The following is an 18,888-nucleotide window of genomic DNA, read 5'->3' as shown; positions in this document are numbered from 1 at the left end:
TAGTTTGATTGGTAGGTAAGAATTGAAAAAAGTGATATAATATTCGAAAGAATTTAGTACCATCTGGTGTGTGCGTGGGGAACTTATGATTACCTTTTTTTTTAAAACTTACGGATGTCAGGCCAACGTTGCCGATTCTGAAGAAATAGCGAAATTTTTGAAATCATTGGGCTGTGATGACGTGGCAACCGAAGAAGAGGCTGATCTGCTGATTGTAAATACCTGCGCCGTGCGGGACAAGGCCGAGCAGAAGCTGTTTTCATATTTGGGTCGCTTGAGCGAAATTAAGAAACAAAAGCCGTACGTTAATATTGGCGTTATTGGTTGCGTTGCAAGTTATAAAAAAGACGAAATTTATAAGCGGTTTGATCAAGTTAACTTTGTTTATGGTGCGCGGGAAGAGATGAAAACGTTCCTGGCGTATTTGACTGACATGGTCGTTAAGCTTGAAACCAAGAAACAAATGCGTCGCGAAGATCCTACGGCCATTGTTAAATCGGGAGGGCAAGACCGCAACGTGAAGCAGTATGTGCAAAGCAAGGGTCTTTTTGCCAAATCGATGCCATTTTTTAAAAAACCATCTGCTGATGTTAAGCCATTTAAGACAGAAAAAGAGATGGCCGCATCGTTTATCAATATCATGACCGGCTGCAACAAGTTTTGTAAATATTGCATTGTGCCGTTTACGCGTGGTCGTGAAGTGAGCTATGATATGACTGAAATTATTGAGCGTGTGAAGCACGATGTTGCTTGCGAAATTAAAGAAATAACGCTGATTGGACAAAATGTTAATTCTTATCGTGATCCGCAAACTGGGGCTGATTTTTCTGAGCTGTTACGTCGTGTGGCGGCAATTGATGGAGAATTTTGGATTCGTTGGGTTAGTCCGCATCCACAAGATATGACCATCGAGTTGTTTGATGTGATCGCTCAGCATCGTGATAAAATTCCGCCCTATGTTCATTTTCCGGTTCAGTCTGGTTCTACGCGCATGTTGTTTGAAATGGGTCGCAATCATACGATTGAGTTGTATCTTGAACAGATCGATTGGCTGCGTAGCCGCTTGCCAGATGCTACGATTTCGACCGATTTGATCGTTGGGTACCCAGGCGAGACAGAAGAAGATTATCAGCAAACGATGGCGCTGCTTGAAAAGGTGCGCTACGACTTGGTTTACTCATTTATTTACTCGCCGCGCAACTATACGCCAGCCGCCAAATTGGTTGATTCTACGCTCGCAGAAGTTAAAACGCAGCGCTTGGAAGCTCTGCAAGAACGGCAGCGGATTATCTCTCGAGAAAAAAATGATGCACATATTGGCAAAATAATGAAATCTTTAGTTGAAAAACGCCTCCCAAATGGTAAACTTTTAGCAAGAACAGAAGGAAATGTTCGAGTTCTGTTTGATGGCGATGATGCGCTCATTAGTTCCTTCGTTAATGTAAAGATTAATGAGGCTGGTGTAGCAAATATGTTTGGAACGCTTGTATAAAGTTTCAAAACTGTGTATTATCGCTTATTATTATGAAATTTGAAATTTTTTGGCGGCATAGCCAAGTGGTAAGGCAGTGGTCTGCAAAACCGCGATCCCCGGTTCAATTCCGGGTGCCGCCTCCAATATGTGTGCCGGGGTGGCGGAACTGGTAGACGCAAGGGACTTAAAATCCCTCGAGTTTTTTACTCGTGCCGGTTCGATTCCGGCCCTCGGCACCAATCATTTGTGAAAAATGCCTGGCAAGTTAGCCTGTGGTAAAACTTAAAATATAAGTTTCTCTGCTTTGCTTGTCCGGTCAGTTTTTACAGATAAATTTGAATCCCCGTATGCCCGGAGCTTGTTGAAGGGTTAAACTATTTGCGTGAAGTGCAGAAAACGTGCGATGTCGCGTGCTCTTTTTTTTGTTTTGCATAAGCTTGACAAAAATTGTGGGATGAACAATTCTGATGAGCGTGTGTTTATTGTGTGTTGACTGCCACAAGTATTTTTATTGGATGTAATCTAGATTTTAAATAAGGAGTTTTATTCATGAATAAAGCTGAATTAATTGAATTTATGTCAAAAGACACTAAGCTTGCCAAGACGACATGCAAAGATGCACTTGAATCAATATTGAGAGGTATTGAATCAACTCTTAAGAAAAGCAAATCAGTTGTTATCACAGGTTTTGGTACATTCTCAGTTCTTAAAAGAAAAGAACGTACCGGTATTAACCCTGCAACTGGTAAGAAAATGAAAATTGCTGGCAAAAAAGTGCCTAAATTTAAAGCAGGTAAAAAACTTAAAGACATAGTTAAAGGTGGCTGATAAGCCTTCTCGACTATTTATAATAGTTTTGGCAGGGATGTTTTTCATTCCTGCCCTTTTTTTTGTCAAATTCTGGCGAAAAAAGATCTAAATAATTAGTTGTACGTATGGGCCTTTTTTTATTTTGTTTAGGTTTGCTAGTATTAGTATATTATTATTTGCTAATATAAATTTGAAATGATGTAAGTATGGGTACTATTTTTTAAATGGTCTGATTTTGTAATTTTTTTGCAGGAGGCTGAGCAATGGCAATCATGGATACGTTATCTTATTATACCGAAACAATCAGAACTTATTGGCAAACGTTTGATTTTAAGCAATGGTCAGAAAATATGGCGGGTTCGTCTGCAGAGGCTTTGCAAGCGGCGGTATTTTTTGGTGGGGCCTTTGCGGTAGGATTTTTGTTTAAGAAATACTTTAAGTTTCTTTTTGGATCGCTGTTCATGGCGTTCATAATCATCAAAGTTTTGGAGCACAATGCATTAATCACCATTGATTGGGCGGGTGTTAATGCGCTTGTCGGTCTTGAACCAACCGCCGATCTTACGACTATCTCATCAATAATTTTTGCATGGATCAAGGCTAACATCATTCTTTTCGTTTCTGGTAGCGTAGGATTTTTGATTGGCTATAAAATTAGCTAAAGATAAAGATTAAAAGGGTGGGGCATGGTTGGGAATGAACGAGAAGAACACGGAGCTTACGTTTTGCTTGATGCCGAACAAAAGCTCAAGCAAGGCATCGTGAGCGATCACGTTGTTGATAGTGTTGATACCTTGTTGTGTAAGGCTATTGCCATGGGTGCTTCTGATGTTCATTTGCAGCCGGACAATAGTGTTTTGCGTGTTCGTTTGCGTGTTGATGGTTTTTTGCACGATCACGAAACGTTTGATCACGAGCTTATGCCGCAAGTTCTTTCACGCGTTAAAATCTTGGCTGCTCTTGATATTGCAGAAAAGCGTGTGCCGCAGGATGGCAAATTTAAAGTTATACTCGACCAGCCAGATGCTCAACCAATTGATTTGCGCGTTGCCACCTTTCCATCAATTTATGGAGAAAAAATTGTTGTGCGAATTCTTGATCGCACGACAAATATTCTAGCCCTTGAATCTTTGGGCATGCGTCCTGATATTTTTAAAGCGCTGGCGGCCATAGTTGACCATCCACAAGGTTTTTTTTTAGTGACGGGCCCAACTGGCTCGGGCAAGACAACAACGCTCTACGCCCTGCTGTCGCGTTTAAATAGCACTGAGCGTAATATTGTTACCATGGAAGATCCTGTTGAATACGATTTGCCTGGCATTACGCAAAGCCAAGTTAATAGTAAGACCGGTTTTGATTTTGAAAATGGCTTGCGCTCGATGTTGCGCCAAGATCCGGATGTTATCATGATCGGCGAAATTCGCGACAAACAAACCGTGCAAATTGCGGTGCAGTCTGCGTTAACGGGCCATTTGGTACTGAGCACGTTGCACACCAACGATGCGGCCGGTGCGGTAACGCGGTTGTTGGATATGCAGGTTGAGCCATTTTTAATTAATGCGACCTTGACCGGCGTTCTTTCTCAGCGCTTAGTGCGCAGTTTATGCAGAGCCTGCAAAGAAGAAGTGCCGCTTTCTGATGATGAGAAAAAAATTATGGAAGCGTATAATATCGACGTTAATACCCGCTTTAAAGCTGTTGGTTGCAAACAATGTTTTAATGTTGGGCACAAAGGTCGATCGGGTATTTTTGAGTTAATTTTATTAAATGACAGCATTCGCGACCTGGTTCTCAAAAAAGCTTCTGCCGATCTTATTCGGCATCAAGGCTTGCGTGATAACATGCCTTCGCTTTTGCATGATGGCCTGCTTAAAGTTGCTGCTGGCATTATCAGTCTTGAAGAACTTTTAAGTGTGGTTAACGAATAAAAAAGGGCCGCATTTCTGCAGCCCTTGTAATTTTTAGATTTATTTGTTGATTTCAGAAGTTTAAAATGCTTCATCGTCAAAAAGATAGCTTTCATAACCAAAAAGATACTCTCCATCTAGCTCTTGTGGTGTGTTGCCATATGGATTTTTTGCTGCACAATCAGCTGTAATTTTAGCTTTCAAATAATCTACGCAGCTAGTATGGCCATTTTTAGCAGCTGCATGCAGAGCTGTTGTGCCATTTTTTTTAATATCAGCACCACAAGATGTAAGTATTTTGATACAATTCAAATGGCCATACTCAGCAGCCAAAATAAGTGGCGTCCTGCCGAAATCATCTCGATCTTCAATATTGCAATTTGTGTCTGCCAAAAATCTTCTTATACTCGCCTTGTCGCCATTTTTAGCTGCTTCATGTAGCGGATTGGCTGCTAGTGTTGCGGTGGTAGCAAAAGCCAAGGCAACGAACAATGATCCTAAAAATTTTGTTTGCATGATGTATTTTCCTCTTCGGTTAACGTGTTGTTTATTTAATGTGATACGCTCTTAATAAATATTTTGTGTCCACTCAGTTGGATCAACCGGCGTGTTGTTAACGCGCAGTTCCCAATGCAGATGGTAGCCGCTGGCATAACCAGTCATACCAATCTTGCCAATTGGATTGCCCTTTTTAACAAAATCGCCGACTTCAAGGTCGCCCATAAATTCTTCAAGATGTGCGTACAACGTGGTGACGCCAAGGCCATGGTCGATAACCATCGTGTTGCCGGTCATCAAATAACGTTCTTTAATAATCACTTTGCCGTTTTGGCTTGCCCACACAACGCTCTTGGGATCATTAACCAAATCAAGTCCTTTGTGGAGGTAGCGGCCGCGTTCAGGCGTTACGCGCACTTCGCCAAATGGCGTGGAAATGCGACGAATTTGTGTTGGCATTTCAAATGGGCTATTCCACATTTTTTGCTTGGCAGAATCTTGTGACCACTTGCCAACCGCTTCTTCCAAAATTTTGGTATTCATGCTGATTTCTTTTTCATGCTCAAGCTTTTTGCTGTTGACTGAAAAGCCGTTCTTTTGGCGTGGAAATGGGAAGGCGGCTACTTCTGCCTTGGCGGTCAGTTTGATACTGTTTTGTGCAGCATCTTCAAGGTCGGCGACCAGCATTTGTTCCACTGGATGTTCTTCACAATCGATGCCAATAAAGCATTCGTATGTTGTGTTGGTTGGTGAACTTTGGTAGCAGTTGAACGTTTTACCCAAAAAGGAGAGAGATGCTTTTGCTAAAATTTTATTTGCTTGAATGCTGACGTGCATCGTCTTGCCTTGCTCAACTTTATAACTTGGACGTAAAAAGTCAGCTTTAAGCGGTACGTTGTCCACATAAAAATCCCAATGATGATTTGCTTTGTTGGCGTGATAGCTTGAATCTTGTGCCTGTATTTCAAAGCTGTGTTTACCATCTGCCAATTGTGTTGTATCGAGAGAAAATGGTAGCGTAAAAGTACGGCTGCGGACGTTGGTATTGGTATTCAAATTATAAGGTTGGCCATCTAAAAATGGGGCGATAGAGCTAATTTTATAATCGTTATTGGCAAAGATTGAACAGGCAACAACACCCTGATACGTTCCGTCTTGAGTAATGCCGCTCAAACTGACGACAGGTGCGCTTTCGTGCGTGTAATAAAAATACATTTTATTGCCGAACCAAAAGCTGGTACCACCAATAAAAATAACGAGCAATGGAATTTTAAGTTTGTGGAACATGGCGTCTTTCTGTTTATTGAAAAAAGGTGTTTTTTGATTTCTTTTTCTACTTTCCCGACCGACGGTTTTATTTTCTGTAAATTACCATAAAATGAAGAGAGAGAGAATGATTTTATTGCAAGGATTCGAAATGAAAGAAAAAAATCAATTGCTCGACCAGATAAAACGCCTACCACAAACGTCGGGCGTCTATTTTTTTAAAGATGCCTTAGATGATATTGTTTACATTGGCAAAGCAAAAAATTTGCGTTCGCGTGTGGGGAGTTATGTGAGTGCTCATGCAGATTTTCGCGCGCATGCCATTGTAGAATCCAGCTGTGCGCTTGATTTTGTGGCGACCGATACTGAGCTTGAGGCAATGCTGCTTGAAGCAAAGCTGATTCAGAGCCACAAGCCAAAGCACAATATCATGTACAAAACGGGGCAGCCTTTTTTGTATTTGATGATTTCATCGGGCGATTTGCCGCGGCTTTCTATGGTACGGCAAAAAAAAGCCAAGGGCACTTATTTTGGTCCATTTATTGAAAAGGGCCCCGTGCGTCGCGTTTTTGATTTTTTGATGAAAACATTTCGCTTAAAATTGTGTGGCAAAAAAATTGCGAATGGCTGTTTGTATTACCATCTTGGTATGTGTGCGGGTTCGTGTCGTGCAGATTTTGATCAAGAAGCTTACAAAGCTCGGCTTGAGTTAGCGAAAAAGGCCTTAGTACAAGGCCATAAAAAGTTTTTTACTTATCTTGAAAAACAGATAAAAGATTATAGTGCCAACCGTGAATTTGAAAAAGCGCGTGAGTTGCACGGGTATCAGCAGGCATTTGAGCGTGTTTTTATGACGCTTGATGTGAAACCAACTCGGGTTGAAATAGTTGGCCTTAAGCATGTTTGGATACTATCGCTTGATAATCTCGTGCTTTTTTTCTTTGTTGAGCGTGATGGCGTGTTGCAAAAAAAACGACTTTTTTATTTACCATTTTTTAGCGAAAAAGATGCGCAGCTTGAGATTGTTATAGAATATTTTTTAAGTTACTATCGCATGATGCCGCCCGCTTCAACTATTTTAACGAACATTGATATTCCCAAACATGAGCGCACATTGCTTGAAAAGTTTTTAGAAACCTGGCATGAGCGAGAGGGTGATATTTCGATCAGCAAGCCAACGCAAGATCATCACGCGGGTATTGTGCGCATGGCGCTCATTCATGTCGAAGAAGAGCTTAAAAAACATGCAACTTTGGGTAAAGAGCTTAAGCGGTTACTTAAGCTGCCTCTCGAGCCGCGTACTATCGATTGTTTTGATATTTCGCACAAACAAGGAACGTTTATGGTTGGGGCCTGCGTGCGATTTAAAGATGGGCAGCCCGACAAAGATAACTTTAGACGTTTTAAAATCAAAACCGTGCACGGGCAAGATGATTATGCCTGCTTGCGTGAAATTGTGTCGCGGCGTTATCACAACGTTGCCGAGCTACCTGACCTGATCGTTATTGATGGCGGCAAGGGGCAACTGAGTGCCGTAGAACACTTATTTCCTCAAACCGAATTTGTCAGCCTTGCAAAACGCGAAGAAACCGTTTTTTCAAAACGATTTCCCCACGGGTTAATGCTTGATCAAAAAACGCATGCTGCCCAATTGCTGATAGGTTTGCGTGATTACGTTCATCATTTTGCCATTACGTATCATCGTTCATTGGCAACTATTTTTTAACTAAATTGTCGGCTTTGCTCATCCTCTTCTCCTTTGTCGCTTTCAAAAGGCTTTGAGTAAGATGCTGATGTGAGCAGCGATGATGTTGAGCTTTGGCTGTGTGGCGATGGCGTGTGTGGTGAGTTAGCAGCGGGCGATGAGGCTTTGCTTCTGCTGAATTGCGATGGAAGCTCGGTCTTGTTTCTTTGAAGTGCTTTGCTGATGCGTAAATTGCCCAGCATTTTTCTTGGTGCATGAGGTGGGTATTCTTCGCTAGATTTTTGCGATGGCGTGCCTGGACGGTGAGGACTTCCTGAAGAAGGGCGTCCATCTTCGCGCAGAGAGAGTCGTTTTATCAAAGGATTTGTTTGAGGAGGCGAGCTTGTGTCTTTTTTGTGCACAACTTCATCTAGGCTGCCGCGGGGATTGATAACGCTTGATTTTTTGAGTGGTGGAGAGGGACGTTTAGGTTTTTCTTCGTCTAGAGTTCTTGGGGATATTTCTTTTCCATTAAGCATTCCATGATAGTAACTTTAGTTGAATTGCTTTGGCTGCTTTTTGGCTGATGAATTTCTAAAGGAGCCACTTTTTTTACGGGGCTTATGCGTGTGAGTGGCGACGAGTATCCATGTTTAGGAGGGTTGTGCGTGAAGTCGCCATCGCAGTCTGGGCTTCTGTCTATTCTGTCGAGATGGTGTTGTTTGAGGGATAATCCATGTTCTATCGTTGGCGTAGTTGGCATACTTGAATGCCTTTTGATTTTATCGTCTGATTCATTGCCGCTGCTGCTGACCGGGCTGTTTGAAAAAGTCGATCTTATACGGCTGCTGCCTTGTTTGAGCGAAGAGAAGGGTGATTGTGGCGTATAAATAACGATTTCTTTGTTGTATTCTAATGTTTCAATTAGATTATACCAATAAAAATTATTGCCGGCGTTATATAAAATTATTTGTATGCATTCGGCTACATTTTCTGCCAATCTTATGTTTTCATCATCTTCAAAAAAGTATAAAGTGTAATCTATTAAGATTTTTTCAATATCAGGTATGTCTGGTGATGGGGGGAGTTTGTCGGCTACAAACTTGGTTATTTTGTCAAGAAGGAGCCCTATCTTGGTATCTTGCTTTTGATATTCTTTTGGATAAGTAAGTAAAAAATTGCACAGATAACATAAAATTGTTGTTTCAGTTTCAAGTCTTAATTTTTTTGTTTCGCCGAGCAATGTGCATAACTCAACTATTTTTTTATGTATTTCTTCAAAAAAAAGGTAAGGAACTTTTGTTTTTGATGAGACGATTTTGACTATTTTGCTCGAAGGATCTTCTGTATCAAGTGTAATAAATTGCAATGGTAAATTGGCTGCACCATGAATTTTTATGCGGCATGAGAGTGTTGTCATTAATCCCATGAATATTATTTTTTTCACGATCTGCATTGTCTTGTTGTTAATTGTGTTGAAAAATTGATTCTTTTTTACCATATTGGTTTTTATTTTTTTTAATTTTTATTTTTCTCATTTTTTCTAATTCATTAATAGTGAAATGACAATAAAAATCTTCAATGAGCTCGGTAATAATTACTTGAATGCATTGATGTGCCATGTCGGTTATCATGCCATTATTTTTGATAAGAAAAAAAGCATTATGCATTGATTGTGTTAAACCAAATTCTTGAGCAAATACCATAATGTCGTGAGTAAGAGCTTGGCCTGGTCGAGCGGCAAGAAGGTGTTTGAAAAAATTAAAAAAGCGTTCTTCTTCGCGTGGTTGTAATTTTTTTATATGAGCGAGATGCGAAAATATGGTATCAATTTTTTTTTCTATTTCTTTAAAATATAAAAAAGGAATTTGAGTATTTGTTGCAACAATGATAATGACGCTTTGTTGAGCGGCAGATAATTCGCTTTTAGATCTGTACAGAAAAAGTTCGCGTGCTGTTCCGTATCCGCTTATTGTATAAAAAATATTTATGAGGCTTAAAGCTGCTATTGTTTTTTTTTCCATAATCTTATGTGCTTTTCAGAAGACCTGTGGCAGAATTTGTTTTTTGCTTTTTTAGTTAGGACAATTCTTTTTTTTGCATTTTTTTTGATTCGAATATTTTTTTTCTTTTGTGATTCTTTTTTAGGTTGATTGTATTGATTGACGATATCTGAGATTTGCACAGCTTTACAATACTCAAGATCTGAGATCATGTTATACCAAAAATAGCCTGATTGTTGTTGGTAAAGTATCAGTTGAATGCTGTGATAAATCATGTCCGACATGGTATTATCATCGCCAATGAAGAAGAGTGATTGCTTGCAAGATTTGGTAAGGCCATAACGCGTAGCCGCGATGATGACATTTTCAGAAAAGGCTGTCTTTGGTGCGTTTGTATGAAAAGCTTCTAATAACATTAACAAACAAGCTGCTTCTTCTTGCTTGTGATATGTTTTTGCCCGATAAAACATTTCACAAAGGTAGACTATTTTTTCGTGTATTTCTTGAAATAACAGGTAGGGAATTTTGATTTCTGACGCGGTAAGAAAAACCATTTTTTTGATTAATTCTTCGTGGGTGGGCTTGGGACGTGCCGTTAGAGGTGCTGCTCCGTAATTGGAAGGAGCATAAATATTTACGAAGATTCCCAATGCTACGAATATTTTTTTAAGCATTTTTTCCTTCGCATTATGAAAGATTATTTTAAAAAATTACTTGTTTAGGTACAGTAGCATGGTTACTAAAAAAAAAGCAAATAATGTTTTTTAGAATAAAAAATAGTCTAGATTCTATGGTTATAATCAAAAAAGGCACGGTATTTTGTTCCGTGCCTTTTTACGATAAATATAAGAAAACGTGTTTATTCTTTAAGTAGCATGAGTTGTATTCAGAAACTTGTAACATGCATTAAGTTTTTTAGTAATGTCATGATCTGACTGAAAATTCAGCGCTGTTGTATAGTGTCTAATTGCTTGCTGGAAGTCTTGCCTTTTTTCCGCAAGTTCGCCCAAATCAGCATAAATTTTACTGGTATTTTGGCAGTAAGCGTTTTTACTATAAAGGTGAGCATCTTCCGTGTTGTTACGTGCAAATAATAAAAATGCCCACCAAAAAAACAGTAAGCCGCCTAAAAACATAACAGGAATTTTAATGCGGTTAACCATCTTTGTAAGCTCCTTTTTTTATTAATTAAGATTTATCAAGGTCCTTAAAAAGTGTTTTAATGCCACTTAATGAACCCATAACAGCACTTGCTTCATACGGAATTACAATGAGTTTGCCATTTTTATCTTTCATCATTTCTGGTAATACCTTGATGTAATTGATGGCGGTCATGTATGGCAGTGGGTCTTGGTTTGGAATTGCATCTCGCACCAATTTTATAGCATCTGCTTCACCTTGCGCCAGCAAGCGACGAGCATCAGACTCACCTTTTGCGCGCATGACTTGAGACATTTGCACGCCTTCAGCTTCTAAGATGGCCGCACTCTTTTTACCTTCAGCTTCCAGAACCGCAGCTGTTTTAAAACCTTCAGCTTCTAAAATGTGGGCACGGCGATCACGTTCTGCTCGCATTTGTTTTTCCATCGCATCTCTAATATCGCGTGGTGGGTTGACTTCTTGGAGCTCAACGCGATTAACTTTAACGCCCCATTTATCGGTTGCTTCATCAAGAATGAGCGTAAGTTTTTCGTTGATCATATCGCGTGAAGTGAGCGATTCATCAAGATCCAATGAGCCTATAATGTTACGTAAGGTTGTCTGGGTGAGTTTTTCAATACCTTGTGGCAAGTTGTCTATTTCGTACGTTGCAGCTATTGGATCGGTAATTTGGAAATAAAGCAGGGCGTTAATTTCCATGGTAACGTTGTCTTTGGTAATAACGTTTTGTTTTGGAAAATCGTAAACGCTTTCGCGCAAATCAATACGTTCAATATAGCGAGAGAATCGATACATTTTTCCGCTGCGTGCTTCTTCTTGAATAAATGTCCACAATACTTGGCGGGGTTTGTCTGCAAATGGCATAACAAAATTGAGGCCTGGCTTTAAAACACGTTGAAAACTACCAAAGCGTTCGATGATTACAACTTCAGCTTGTTTGACAACGTACGTTGCTTTGATCAGCAAAAAAGCCAAGAACAAAAAGAGAATGCCGAAAAAAATGAGAAAAATCATAGTGGGTTCCTTTATGTCTAATTAATCTGTTTTGACAATAACTTTATTGCCTTTGATGCCAATAATGCGAACTGAGGTTCCTTTTTGTAAAATGATCGTGTGGTTGGCGCTTAATGCTGGCCATTCTTCACCGTTAATTTTTACACGGCCTGCGGTATGGGTCTCAATGGTTTTTACAACAATTCCATGTTTATTGATTAATGCTTCGCTGTTGGTGGGCAATGTTGGTTGTGCTGGTGCGCCAAAGTAGGAGCGCAGGCTGGCAAAAGCGAGTGTTGTAATGCCCAGCGCTACAAGGCACTGGGAAAAAAGGCTGTAGTCAAGCAGTGCTAACACGCTCGCAGTAAAACAGCCACAAGCCAAAGCGATGCAATAAAAAAGCCCCGGCATGTTGATTTCAATAATGAGCACAAAGATGCCAAGAACAAACCACCCCAGGCTGATGAGGGCTTCAGGCGTTGTGAATGATGAAAAATGGGGGTAAAGGAGTTGTTCGAAAAAAACAACGAGTGAATCTAAAAAGATCATAATGGAACTCTTTTTTGTTCTCAAATAAAACAGATAATATGTTATGAAAATCATAACATGAGGAGTCCAAAATGGCCAGAGAAATCGTATGCTTTGGTGTATTTATTTTATACAACGAGCAGGGCGTTGAGTATGGCATTTTTGAGGGGTTGAACTAGACTTTCTAATTTGGTTGATCCACTCAGGCCAATTTCAATAACCAGAGCGCTTGGCTGGATGCCGGTTAATGCCTTAAGCGGTCGACCAGAGGGGCCATAACAATCGAAAAGTTGTTGGTAGTCGGTGCTTGATAGTGTCTCTTTTATGCTTTCAGCTCGCTTGATCGAGAGGCGCAGGTTAGGTAGATGGGCTTGGGAAAGGGGGGTAAACGTACGATCGTTTACGGTCGGGCGGGGGGCAAGGTCGGTGAGAGGGTTATGAAGCTTGTAGTAAATGTACATGCGCGGCTTTGCCGTGAGCTCGTGGTAACAATGCAAGCGCACAAACAGGTTTGTCTGAAGCCGGTTGGCAAAAGATGCTGCCTGTAGCGGGAGGCATTGCTCGCCTGGTTGGCGGCTTAATAGCGGATAAAGTCCTGGTTCTTGCGAGAGCTCGTGGTGCAATTTTTCGGCCAGCGTGAGCGTTGCGCCGCGCTCATAACCTTGCGCAAGTTTGCGGCCCAGCTCATGCGAGTCCCCGGCTGGATCAAACATGATGACCGTGCGCGGGTTGGCCGGCACGGTCAGTGTCAATATGAACAATAATAAAAGGGCTTGGTGGGTTGGTTTTATCATGGTGTCTGAATTATTAAGAGTGAGATTCGGTGACTATGTTAACAAATTCCGAGGTGTCTTCATCTTCTGACGTGTCTTCATCGTGAGATTTAGGTACCATACTAATAAATAAATTAATCGGGTCGATCGTGCCTTCATTAAAAAATTCTTTGTAATTGTTGTAAAAAATTTCTATGGGAGTTTCTTTTTCAAAATTTTCTGCAAATATATCAGCGCCAGATTTGATGAGTCTTTCAATGCACTTAAGGCAACCTCTTTTGCTGGCAAGATGAAGAGCGGTATTTTTGTATGCAGTGGCAGGGTTGGCGTTTGCACCGGATTGCAATAAAAGTTTAACGCATGCACAGTTATTTTTATTATGATTCCACCAATAAAGTGCGTTGAGCAATGGTTCTCCATCAATTTTAAGGGCATGCGATACTTCAGGTTGAGCGAGAAGGACGCTCAAGCACTGTACGTTTCCTTGCTGAGTGCATGCGGCCATAAATGTGCTGAGCTCGCTTGGTGTTGGCGTATTTGTTTCAAGTAAGTTTATGACTTCTTTTGTTTCATTTTCTTGGCATAACTTAATGCCATAGTTTAAAAAAACGGCTCTTATTTTTCTTGCTTGCGATCGCGTGGTAACGCTGTGTGCTGACGAAAGTATGAGCGAGAGTGCGCACAACAATAAGCTTATTTTCTTCATTAAAATTCTCCGGTTGTGATGCGTAGACCATTCAAAAATACTATGTTTATTTTTATAGCCGATGGGTTGCGTGATGTCGAGAAAAACAATCATGAGCGTGATTTTAGGAAAGTGTAGAATTTTTTAGACTTTCATTTTTTCGTGCTAGGCTTTGGCTGGTTAATGTTGTCTAAAAAAGTTATGAAAGGAGATTATTGTCATGAATCGTTTATTTTCAAAAATTATGAGTTTATTAGTGTTCTGTGTGTTTTCTGTATCTTTGCGAGCAATGCCAAATGAGTTGCTATCGGTAGAGTCTGTTGTTGATAAAGTCATGAGCATTATTGAGTTAGGTAAAGATTATGATTATATCGGCGAAGCAATTACGCAGTATGAACACGCCATTCAATGCGCGTATCAAGCGAGGTTGGCCGGCTGCGATGACCAAATTGTTATTGCTGCCTTGCTTCACGACATTGGCCACTTGTGTGCTGCAAAAGATAGCGAGCAAATGGATGGCTATGGCGTTGCGCATCATGAAGATATTGGCGCTGATTTTTTGAAACAACATGGATTTTCAGATCTTGTTGCAGCACTTGTCGGAGCTCATGTGCAAGCGGGTATCTTGTTTCTCGGCAACCCGATTATTTACAGCAGATTTCGCCCGCAAGTCAGGAAACATTAAAGCGTCAAGGCGGGGCTATGACTGAACAAGAAGCTGAAGCTTTTGAAAAAGATCCATTGTTTAAAGAAAAATTGATGATACGTCGTTTAGAAGAAAGCGCAAAAACGGTGGGAGCTTCTGTTTCTGAGCTTGCAGAGTATCGGCAGATGTTGGTTGATCATCTTGCATACAATGCTTACAACAGGCAATAACAAAGCATTTTTTAGCATCAAAACAAAAAATATTGCAAAAAATAATGCGTGATGTACACAATTTGAAAAAAAATGTTGATAGTTTTTATTTGCAGGCCATTATTGTTTTGCTACATTATGCGCATGTTTTTTATTCACATTTTTCGGTTTTTATCCAACGAGGAGAGTAGTTATGGGTATGCCACGTGCGCTGTTGTTCAGTGTTCTTTTTTTATGTTCAATGTCATTGAATGCAGTAAAGCATGAATATGTTGTGTACGATCATCAATTTAATAATTTTCTGAAACAACGGTGTCAGTTTGATCTTGATGCCAAATGGAAAAGCATTTTTAAAAAAGTAGTGTTTGACGGGGGAAATCAATTAACAGATTTACAAAAACGATCACTGAGTCGGCTGCAAGCAGAGATGATGCCTGCTGTTATGGCACATCTTTATACTGATCTTGCATACAGTGAAGCGTTTCGTTTTTCTGCCGATGAGCTTGATAAGTTGCTGACGCCAAGAATGCCAGAGCTACCTGGTATTCAAGATCAAATTCAGCAGCAATTGATGTTAATTAATGCTGCCGTGTGTGAGCGTGCTGACAGGCATGATGGTGGTGGTACATATTGTCATATGAGTGTAAAAAATTATAATAAACGAGAATTTCTTGAGCGCTTATTTAATTTGATTGTCGATTTTTTTGATCCACGTTCGATACAAGTTCGATTGACGAATGATAGGTCAGGTGGTGCTCTTGTCAAAAAATCACCACTTGTAACGATTCTGATTTCATATGACGATGAAAAAGAATCGATGGAAACAAAATCATTTCCTACGGAGACGTTTATTAATGGCGATCAAATTCTTGATTGTCCGCATATTTTGTATGACGATGAGTCTGCTCAAAGTCAATCATGGGTCATCAAAGCTTGTGGGTATGGTTTGTTGGCATTGTTGGTAGGCGCTGGCATTTATGAAAATCGTGTGGCGATTTCAGAAAAAGCTCATGATGTAAAAGATGCGCTATGGAATCCAAATCAATGCGATACCCACCTGTTTGCAGGACCTACGTGTATAAATGCATGGCAAATTCGTTGCAAAAAACAAGAATATTCGATTAATGATAAGATTGATTTTTCTTGTATTAATGCGTCGAAAAATGATGGGTCAAGTTTGTTGCCAATAATACTTTGTAATGGGAAAAACTTAGCTTTTGTTGGCGATGTAACTCCGGGCGCATGGCATTGTTCCGTTGGAAAAAAAGGATTTCATTTTTTACCAGACGGTCGCTTGTGTTTTCAAAACTTGCCGGTGATTCGCGAAGGAGTTGAAAAACCTTTTTGTGATAGAGATAAGCTATATTGTGATTTGCCAGATGGCTTGCGATTGTACCGACATGGCAATGATATGCTGCTGACCCCGCCATGTGGCAATGGTGTTAAAATTTGTACTGTTGATGATTTAAAATTTTACCTTCATGAAGATGGATCGTATAAAGAAACGTCGCCGTGTGCTGATGGCGAGCACTCAGAGGCTGTCTGTATTTTTGATGAAAACATCATAGAATTTTGGAATTACCAAGAAAAAAAATGGCAGAATAAACCGGTTAATTGGGCTGCAAACAAAAAGCTCTATCGCTTTATTAAATCTGATCAAAGTGGCGTTTTAGTTTTTTGCAACAAAGATGGTAGTTGCAGCGTCAAATTTCCTTGCCAACCGCGTGAAGGAATTTGCATTGTTGATGGGACTGAATTTTTCAGAAAAAAAGATGCTTCGAGTTGGACTGAGGGTATGCCGTGCGATGCGTACTCGGACAAATACTGCGTTCTTGAAAATGATGCCGTGTACTATCCTCACATAAAGAATGGAACCAGTTCTTGGGAAGATACGCCAGCGTGGGATTGGTCTGTATCGCACCAAGGTGTTTTTAAAGGACCTGATGGACGTATTTTTATACCAAATGATGATTGCACGGGCTGGGTTCGTCTTGAAGATGCAAGTAAGTGCATGATTCAAGGAACGACCCTAAGCTACTGTACCAAAGATGGCAAGGTTAAATATTGGAAGAATATGGGTAATGGCTGCTGGTGGAGTGATATCCCTTCTTGTGATGATTTTGCCGACCTTAATTATTGTGTGGGCGTTGATGGTACGTTATTTCAACGCAATGCTGCCGGATACTTTGTTGAGTTAAAAGAACCTGAAGATGTAATCAAATCTCGTTTAGTTGATTTTGGCGATGGTAGAAACTACGCAACCTGGGATCCTGAGCAAAAGAAGTGGCTTATTAATGATGCACCGCAGGCTTGTAAAAAAGCGAATAGTGGTGGATTGTTAATGAGGCTTACTGGTCAAACAAAGGGCTATTGTACACTTGATGATGGCAATAGACTGTATGCTGGTACGCTTGATGGCAAGACGCTGTGGCTTTTAAATCTTGATGTTGCACTAGATGTTCGCTTGATTAGATTTGGAGATGGTGCGTATTTTTGGTTTGGCAATGATGGATGGAAGCCGGCCGATTTATGTGGCGATAAATCATCTGTGCCATATTGTAGGCAAAGTGATGAAAAAACGATTCTGTATCGCCATGGCAATCAATGGAGCTTAGAGCCTTCATGTGAAAAAGATTCGGTGCTTTGTCGTGTTGGTGATCTCAAGCTTTATTTGCGTTCTGATGGAACGTATAGTGAGGTTTCTCCATGTGGTGTTGGTGTATCGGGAGAAGTATGCGATCTAGGCGGTGTTTTGGAATTTTGGAGTGCGGCAAATCAGCAGTGGCAAAATACGCCTGAAGATTGGAATGATCAACAAGTATTGTATCGTTTTGTTAATAAAGCTGGCAAAAAGATAAATGTATTTTGTGATGAAAATGGTCATTGTTCGTTAAATCCACCGTGTGATTTGAGTGCTGGTATCTGTGAAGTTGATACCAGAACCGATTATGCAACAACGTTTTATTCAAAAAAAGATTCTGGTGTTTGGACTGAGGGAATGCCATGTACGCTTGAAGAGGCAGATTGTATGCTGCAAAATGGGCGTATTTTTTACCGCCATTTTGAGGATGGTGTACTTTCGTGGCAAGATGTTCCGTATTGGGATGAGGAATCATCAGAAGTCTGTGCGGGTAAATTTGTTGGTAAAGATGGTAAAATCTTTATACCAAATGATAATGCTAATGCGTGGGTTTCGTTAAGCGGTTCTGATTGCTTTTTTGATAACGCAGGTAATTTGGCATATTGTGATCTAAATGGCGATGTTTATTATTGGCATTCAGATTGTGATGATTATGGTTGGTATGATGCGCCAATGTGTACTGGTAATGAACGCGATGGCATGTGTATGGGGCCAGATGGTCGCGTCTTTATACTTAATGATGATTTGACTGAATGGGTTTTAATGTCTGATGATTGCAACAATGACTCTGCATTGTTTTGCATTAATGAAGACAGTGACGCTGAAAATAATGCAGTGAAATATTGGCATCGCGGAGAAAGTGAAGACGAAACCGGACGATGGGCCAATGTTCCTGATTGTAAAGACTTTGCGGGACAAGAATATTGTTTGGGCCCGGATAATCGGTTGTTTAAGTTGAATGAGCAAGCCAGTCAATTTGAGCTTTTCAGCCCAACTGACGTTGCAAAATCTCAATTGGTGACGTGGAATGATGGTGCACGTTTTGCAACGTGGGATCCTGCACAACACATGTGGCTACTAAATACAGCCCCAGCTTCCTGTGAGCTAGCGGATCATGACTGTTGCTCTCTTGATGATGGCAATGAACTTTTTGCAAATAAAGATAAAACGGCGTGGGCTCTTGCGCCGCATGCTGAAGCAAATGTAGATGTATTTAAGTGTGAAGATGGTACTCGTCGTTGGAGGCAATTGCCACATCGTTCGTCTTTGTGGACAAACGTGATGCCGTGTCTAGATTCAGACAAATCGTTTACGGTATCTCCTGAGCTTTATGCAAGGGCTGCGCAAATGCAGGATGAAAACGGACGAGCAAAAGTGTTGGTAGATGAGGATACGTGTAAGAATGTTCGCGTTGCAAACTTGCATGAAACCTGCGATAACTGCCAGGTTAAAGAATAATTTTTTAACATTTAAAGAGAATTTTTGTCTGAGGGGCATTCGAAAAAGAGTGCCCCTCTCGTTATTTGTGAGTTGTGAGATTGTAGTTTGCTCAAGCATATTTTTTCCGTTACATTGTGCAGCAAGCAGTTAGTAATAAACGCTTTTTGTGA

At 40.5% G+C, this 18,888-nt stretch carries 17 protein-coding genes, 2 tRNA genes and 1 pseudogene; 9 read left to right on the top strand and 11 right to left on the bottom strand.

Annotation, left to right across the window (positions count from 1 at the left end):
• Positions 1-85: 85 nt before the first annotated feature.
• The 6 genes from miaB (at position 86) to IPF37_02065 (ending at position 4,212) form a co-directional block, all read left to right on the top strand.
• Complete coding sequence (miaB, locus tag IPF37_02090; protein ID QQR49611.1) at positions 86-1,492, top strand: tRNA (N6-isopentenyl adenosine(37)-C2)-methylthiotransferase MiaB; 1,407 nt, start codon at positions 86-88, stop codon at positions 1,490-1,492.
• A 51-nt stretch (positions 1,493-1,543) separates the two neighbouring features.
• Positions 1,544-1,617: transfer RNA gene (locus tag IPF37_02085), tRNA-Cys, on the top strand.
• A gap of 8 nt (positions 1,618-1,625) precedes the next feature.
• Positions 1,626-1,713: transfer RNA gene (locus IPF37_02080), tRNA-Leu, on the top strand.
• A gap of 310 nt (positions 1,714-2,023) precedes the next feature.
• On the top strand, positions 2,024-2,302 hold the full coding sequence (locus tag IPF37_02075; GenBank protein ID QQR49610.1) for an HU family DNA-binding protein: 279 nt from the start codon (positions 2,024-2,026) through the stop codon (positions 2,300-2,302).
• A gap of 254 nt (positions 2,303-2,556) precedes the next feature.
• Complete coding sequence (locus IPF37_02070) at positions 2,557-2,946, top strand: FUN14 domain-containing protein (protein QQR49609.1); 390 nt, start codon at positions 2,557-2,559, stop codon at positions 2,944-2,946.
• Between the two features lie 24 nt (positions 2,947-2,970).
• Positions 2,971-4,212 (top strand): type II/IV secretion system protein, encoded by a 1,242-nt coding sequence (locus IPF37_02065; protein ID QQR49608.1) that lies wholly within the window; start codon positions 2,971-2,973, stop codon positions 4,210-4,212.
• A gap of 60 nt (positions 4,213-4,272) precedes the next feature.
• On the opposite strand, the gene IPF37_02060 is transcribed toward IPF37_02065, so the two are convergent.
• Entirely contained in the window at positions 4,273-4,707 is a 435-nt protein-coding gene (locus IPF37_02060) for an ankyrin repeat domain-containing protein (protein ID QQR49607.1), read from the bottom strand.
• A gap of 51 nt (positions 4,708-4,758) precedes the next feature.
• Entirely contained in the window at positions 4,759-5,976 is a 1,218-nt protein-coding gene (locus IPF37_02055; GenBank protein ID QQR49606.1) for a M23 family metallopeptidase, read from the bottom strand.
• Between the two features lie 130 nt (positions 5,977-6,106).
• Here IPF37_02055 and uvrC point away from each other — a divergent pair, with 130 nt between their 5' ends.
• A complete protein-coding gene (gene uvrC / locus IPF37_02050) occupies positions 6,107-7,681 on the top strand; it encodes an excinuclease ABC subunit C (GenBank protein QQR49605.1) in 1,575 nt (524 codons plus the stop codon).
• On the opposite strand, the gene IPF37_02045 is transcribed toward uvrC, so the two are convergent.
• The 9 genes from IPF37_02045 to IPF37_02005 all read right to left on the bottom strand — a co-directional run bounded on the left by IPF37_02045 (position 7,678) and on the right by IPF37_02005 (position 13,803).
• The gene (locus IPF37_02045) at positions 7,678-8,178 is read right to left on the bottom strand and encodes a hypothetical protein (GenBank protein ID QQR49604.1); all 501 of its coding nucleotides are present in this window, start codon (positions 8,176-8,178) and stop codon (positions 7,678-7,680) included. The genes uvrC and IPF37_02045 overlap by 4 nt on opposite strands.
• Positions 8,142-9,086: a hypothetical protein gene (locus tag IPF37_02040; protein QQR49603.1), complete on the bottom strand. Its 945-nt coding sequence runs from the start codon at positions 9,084-9,086 to the stop codon at positions 8,142-8,144. Before IPF37_02040 ends, IPF37_02045 begins: the two co-directional genes overlap by 37 nt.
• A gap of 19 nt (positions 9,087-9,105) precedes the next feature.
• Positions 9,106-9,663 carry a hypothetical protein gene (locus IPF37_02035; GenBank protein QQR49602.1) on the bottom strand — a complete coding sequence of 186 codons (558 nt, stop codon included), beginning with the start codon at positions 9,661-9,663 and terminating at the stop codon, positions 9,106-9,108.
• A complete protein-coding gene (locus IPF37_02030) occupies positions 9,645-10,316 on the bottom strand; it encodes a hypothetical protein (protein QQR49601.1) in 672 nt (223 codons plus the stop codon). The genes IPF37_02035 and IPF37_02030 overlap by 19 nt, the downstream gene beginning before the upstream one ends.
• A gap of 192 nt (positions 10,317-10,508) precedes the next feature.
• A complete protein-coding gene (locus tag IPF37_02025; protein QQR49600.1) occupies positions 10,509-10,805 on the bottom strand; it encodes a hypothetical protein in 297 nt (98 codons plus the stop codon).
• 25 nt (positions 10,806-10,830) lie between these two features.
• Positions 10,831-11,817: an SPFH/Band 7/PHB domain protein gene (locus tag IPF37_02020; protein QQR49599.1), complete on the bottom strand. Its 987-nt coding sequence runs from the start codon at positions 11,815-11,817 to the stop codon at positions 10,831-10,833.
• 21 nt (positions 11,818-11,838) lie between these two features.
• Entirely contained in the window at positions 11,839-12,345 is a 507-nt protein-coding gene (locus tag IPF37_02015; protein QQR49598.1) for an NfeD family protein, read from the bottom strand.
• 107 nt (positions 12,346-12,452) lie between these two features.
• Positions 12,453-13,118 carry an N-acetylmuramoyl-L-alanine amidase gene (locus IPF37_02010; GenBank protein ID QQR49597.1) on the bottom strand — a complete coding sequence of 222 codons (666 nt, stop codon included), beginning with the start codon at positions 13,116-13,118 and terminating at the stop codon, positions 12,453-12,455.
• Positions 13,119-13,131: 13 nt separating this feature from the next.
• A complete protein-coding gene (locus IPF37_02005; protein QQR49596.1) occupies positions 13,132-13,803 on the bottom strand; it encodes an ankyrin repeat domain-containing protein in 672 nt (223 codons plus the stop codon).
• 268 nt (positions 13,804-14,071) lie between these two features.
• On the opposite strand from IPF37_02005, the pseudogene IPF37_02000 reads away from it, so the two are divergent.
• Together IPF37_02000 and IPF37_01995 are read left to right on the top strand one after the other, a co-directional pair.
• A pseudogene (locus tag IPF37_02000) lies at positions 14,072-14,658 on the top strand (HD domain-containing protein).
• Positions 14,659-14,830: 172 nt separating this feature from the next.
• A complete protein-coding gene (locus IPF37_01995) occupies positions 14,831-18,736 on the top strand; it encodes a hypothetical protein (protein ID QQR49595.1) in 3,906 nt (1,301 codons plus the stop codon).
• Positions 18,737-18,888: the final 152 nt, after the last annotated feature.

The organism is bacterium (genome assembly GCA_016699045.1).
GTDB lineage: Bacteria > Babelota > Babeliae > Babelales > RVW-14 > AaIE-18.
Note: the sequence above shows the minus strand (reverse complement) of the source record. Positions and strands in the feature narration are given on the sequence as shown.

Excerpts from the sequence above, each read along its gene's own strand:
- miaB (QQR49611.1), top strand. The coding sequence starts at position 86 with ATGATTACCTTTTTTTTTAAAACTTACGGATGTCAGGCCAACGTTGCC.
- IPF37_02075 (QQR49610.1), top strand. The coding sequence starts at position 2,024 with ATGAATAAAGCTGAATTAATTGAATTTATGTCAAAAGACACTAAGCTT.
- IPF37_02070 (QQR49609.1), top strand. The coding sequence starts at position 2,557 with ATGGATACGTTATCTTATTATACCGAAACAATCAGAACTTATTGGCAA.
- IPF37_02065 (QQR49608.1), top strand. The coding sequence starts at position 2,971 with ATGGTTGGGAATGAACGAGAAGAACACGGAGCTTACGTTTTGCTTGAT.
- IPF37_02060 (QQR49607.1), bottom strand. The coding sequence starts at position 4,707 with ATGCAAACAAAATTTTTAGGATCATTGTTCGTTGCCTTGGCTTTTGCT.
- IPF37_02055 (QQR49606.1), bottom strand. The coding sequence starts at position 5,976 with ATGTTCCACAAACTTAAAATTCCATTGCTCGTTATTTTTATTGGTGGT.
- uvrC (QQR49605.1), top strand. The coding sequence starts at position 6,107 with ATGAAAGAAAAAAATCAATTGCTCGACCAGATAAAACGCCTACCACAA.
- IPF37_02045 (QQR49604.1), bottom strand. The coding sequence starts at position 8,178 with ATGCTTAATGGAAAAGAAATATCCCCAAGAACTCTAGACGAAGAAAAA.
- IPF37_02035 (QQR49602.1), bottom strand. The coding sequence starts at position 9,663 with ATGGAAAAAAAAACAATAGCAGCTTTAAGCCTCATAAATATTTTTTAT.
- IPF37_02030 (QQR49601.1), bottom strand. The coding sequence starts at position 10,316 with ATGCTTAAAAAAATATTCGTAGCATTGGGAATCTTCGTAAATATTTAT.
- IPF37_02025 (QQR49600.1), bottom strand. The coding sequence starts at position 10,805 with ATGGTTAACCGCATTAAAATTCCTGTTATGTTTTTAGGCGGCTTACTG.
- IPF37_02020 (QQR49599.1), bottom strand. The coding sequence starts at position 11,817 with ATGATTTTTCTCATTTTTTTCGGCATTCTCTTTTTGTTCTTGGCTTTT.
- IPF37_02015 (QQR49598.1), bottom strand. The coding sequence starts at position 12,345 with ATGATCTTTTTAGATTCACTCGTTGTTTTTTTCGAACAACTCCTTTAC.
- IPF37_02010 (QQR49597.1), bottom strand. The coding sequence starts at position 13,118 with ATGATAAAACCAACCCACCAAGCCCTTTTATTATTGTTCATATTGACA.
- IPF37_02005 (QQR49596.1), bottom strand. The coding sequence starts at position 13,803 with ATGAAGAAAATAAGCTTATTGTTGTGCGCACTCTCGCTCATACTTTCG.
- IPF37_01995 (QQR49595.1), top strand. The coding sequence starts at position 14,831 with ATGGGTATGCCACGTGCGCTGTTGTTCAGTGTTCTTTTTTTATGTTCA.